Source organism: Novosphingobium sp. 11B, from assembly GCF_054589055.1.
This window is the reverse complement of sequence record NZ_BAAILP010000192.1, coordinates 1-3,384: the sequence shown is the minus strand read 5'-3', so window position 1 is coordinate 3,384 and position 3,384 is coordinate 1. Positions and strand designations below refer to the sequence as shown.

At 63.3% G+C, this 3,384-nt stretch carries 2 protein-coding genes; one reads left to right on the top strand and one right to left on the bottom strand.

Features of this window, described 5'->3' with window-relative positions:
• Positions 1 to 110: 110 nt before the first annotated feature.
• A complete protein-coding gene (locus tag ACYPYD_RS17335) occupies positions 111 to 353 on the bottom strand; it encodes a GlsB/YeaQ/YmgE family stress response membrane protein (protein WP_008831211.1) in 243 nt (80 codons plus the stop codon).
• Positions 354 to 1,073: 720 nt separating this feature from the next.
• On the opposite strand from ACYPYD_RS17335, the gene ACYPYD_RS17330 reads away from it, so the two are divergent.
• Positions 1,074 to 3,032 carry a ribonucleoside-diphosphate reductase subunit alpha gene (locus tag ACYPYD_RS17330; protein WP_236727469.1) on the top strand — a complete coding sequence of 653 codons (1,959 nt, stop codon included), beginning with the start codon at positions 1,074 to 1,076 and terminating at the stop codon, positions 3,030 to 3,032.
• Positions 3,033 to 3,384: the final 352 nt, after the last annotated feature.

Genomic DNA, 3,384 nt, shown 5'->3' with positions numbered 1-3,384 from the left:
CCCCTCCCGCAAGCGGGAGGGGAGCAAGGTAAGGTAATAGCCCTCCCGCTTGCGGGAGGGCCGGTAGGCTTGGCAGCTTGCTGCCTAGCCGGACGGGGTGGGCCGTACCTTTACCCGATATGCAGCACCCGCCCGAGGAAGATCAGCACGATCGCGCCGATCACCGAGGCCAGGCATCCGGCGCGGCTGAAATCGCCGCGCCCGCGGCTGGTCACCAGCCCCGCCAGCAGCGAGCCGCCGACGCCCAGCAGGATCGTCGCGATCCAGCCCATGGGCACTGCACCCGGATAGAAGAACCGGGCCAGCGCGCCAATGACGAGGCCGCTGATGATGGCGCCGATGATGTTGAACATGTACCGTATGACTCCCCTTCGCGCCGCAGCGCTTTCGCATTCACGCTGATAAGCGGCGAGGAGGCCAGTGGTTGCAGGTCCTCGTCAAGCGACCGACGCATCTCGACGAAAGCCGATGGGCCTGCCGGGGAAAAGCGTCGCGCCGGGTCTTGACCGCCTCGGTTCGTCGCACGCCCGATTCGTCTCACCGGTGATTTATGTGGAAAAATTTCGGAGGTGAGGGCCGATTCAAAGGGTTGCGCTTCTGGAAGACAACGGAAATTCGGCGCGTCGCGGCAGGGCGATGACAGCCTCGTGACGAATGCGCGGATCGGTGCCGTTTGCAGCCCCCCTCTTGAACCTCTCGCTGGAAAGGGCACTATAGGTTGTGTCGCGCCGATCGAGAGGCCTCAATACCTAGGGATACAGCGCATAAGCCGAAAGGCCCGTGCGGAGCCCTTCAGGGAACTTGGGACCAGACTTCTCGAACCGGCGCGCCGGTGGTCTGGCAGGGAATGTCGTTCTCTTTTTGTGCTGGTTCTGATAGATGGGACGTTCTTGAGCGCCCTTCGACTCGGTGCCGGCCTGCTCGGCCGCCGAAAGCAGTTTGGATCGCCCCCGTGGCGGTTCGATGACAGGTTTTGACGATACATTGGGGGCGCACCAGTGGACTTCAGGAATGGAAGCGACGGACACGTGTCTGATTCGGATGTGAGCTACGCGGATCCCGCGCAAGTCGATATGGAGTCGCTCCTTGCCGGGCATGTCTCCGAAGCGGCGATGAAAAAGGAAGCCTCGGCCGTGGCCATGGACAAGACCGATACTTTGGCCGCCGATCTGGTGGTCGAGGCGCCGAAGACGAAGAAGAAGGCCGTCGATTCCAAGACGATCCACGATCGCCGCTTCACCATCGTCACCGATGCGTCGCGCGATGCGCTCCTGACCGACTTCGGCAAGGAAACGCTCGACGACCGCTACCTGCTTCCCGGCGAGAAGTATCAGGACCTCTTCGCCCGCGTGGCCGATGCCTATGCGGACGACCAGGAGCACGCACAGCGTCTCTACGACTACATCTCGCGCCTGTGGTTCATGCCCGCCACCCCCGTGCTGTCGAACGGCGGCACCGGGCGCGGGTTGCCGATCTCGTGCTACCTCAACTCGGTCGAGGACAGCCTTGAAGGCATCGTCGCCACCTGGAACGAGAACGTCTGGCTCGCCTCGCGCGGTGGCGGCATCGGCACTTACTGGGGCAACGTGCGCGGCATCGGCGAGCCGGTCGGCCTGAATGGCAAGACCAGCGGCATCATCCCCTTCGTGCGCGTGATGGATTCGCTGACCCTCGCGATTTCGCAGGGCTCGCTGCGCCGCGGTTCGGCCGCCTGCTACCTCGACGTCTCGCACCCCGAGATCGAGGAGTTCCTGGAGATCCGCAAGACCTCCGGCGACTTCAACCGCAAGGCGCTCAACCTGCACCACGGCGTGCTGCTGACCGACGAGTTCATGGAAGCCGTGCGCGACGGCACCGACTTCGCCCTGCGCAGCCCCAAGGACGGCTCGGTGCGCGGCAAGGTCCACGCCCGCTCGCTGTTCCAGAAGCTGGTCGAAGTGCGCCTTGCCACCGGCGAGCCCTACCTCGTGTTCTCCGACACCGTTAACCGCATGATGCCCAAGCATCACCGCGATCTCGGCCTCAAGGTCTCGACCTCGAACCTGTGCTCGGAAATCACTCTGCCCACCGGCCGTGACCACCTCGGTAACGACCGTACAGCGGTGTGCTGCCTTTCCTCGCTCAACATCGAGACTTGGGAAGAGTGGAAGGGTGACAAGCGCTTCATCGAGGACGTGCTGCGCTTCCTCGACAACGTCCTGCAGGATTACATCGACCGCGCGCCGGACGAAATGGCCCGCGCCCGCTACTCGGCGGAGCGCGAGCGTTCGGTCGGCATGGGCGTGATGGGCTTCCACTCGTACCTGCAGAAGAAGGGCATCGGCTTCGAAAGCGCGATGGCCAAGGCGCTGAACCTGCAGATGTTCCAGCACATCAACGCCAAGGCCAACGAAGCCTCGATGATGCTCGCCAAGGAGCGCGGACCGTGCCTCGACGCCGCCGACCAGGGCGTGATGGAGCGTTTCAGCTGCAAGATGGCGATCGCGCCGACCGCGTCGATCTCGATCATCTGCGGCGGCACCTCGGCCTGCATCGAGCCGATCCCGGCGAACATCTACACCCACAAGACGCTCTCGGGCAGCTTCGTGGTGAAGAACCCCTACCTGCAGAAGCTGCTGGCCTCGAAGTCCAAGGATTCCAACAACGTGTGGAATTCGATCCTCGAGCAGAACGGCTCGGTCCAGCACCTCGACTTCCTCTCGGCCGACGAGAAGGCGGTCTACAAGACCAGCTTCGAGATCGACCAGCGCTGGCTGCTCGAATTCGCGGCTGACCGTACGCCTTACATCGACCAGGCGCAGTCGCTGAACCTGTTCATCCCGGCCGACGTCGACAAGTGGGATCTGATGATGCTCCACTTCCAGGCGTGGGAAAAGGGCATCAAGTCGCTTTACTACCTGCGCTCGAAGTCGGTGCAGCGCGCCGGTTTCGCGGGCGGCGTAGAAGCCGACAACACCAGCGAACTGCCCAAGTTCGAACTGGCTGCCAGCGGCGGCTCGACCGACTACGACGAGTGCCTGGCCTGCCAGTGAGCGGGGCCTGCCAGTAAGGCGCCAAGGCTTCACCGAGAGCGGTCTTCCGGGAAACCGGGAGGCCGTTTTCGTTTGTATGCAGGCGGGAGCTGGCCGGCCTTATGCCGCTCATGCCGAGGCTGTCGAAGCATGGGAAGCGTGGCGCCAGGCCTCGGGGCCTTCGACAAGCTCAGGCTGAGCGGAGTTGGAGGTCTGTTTTGGTTGGGGAACGGTCGATCTAAAATCAGATCGTCATCCCAGCGAAGGCTGGGACCGCTCTCGTCATGTCGCAACCTCTCGGCGAGGCCGGGATGAAGCTGGAAAGGGTCTGCTGAAAGGGTGCAACATGGTCATAACGGTCCCAGCCTTCGCT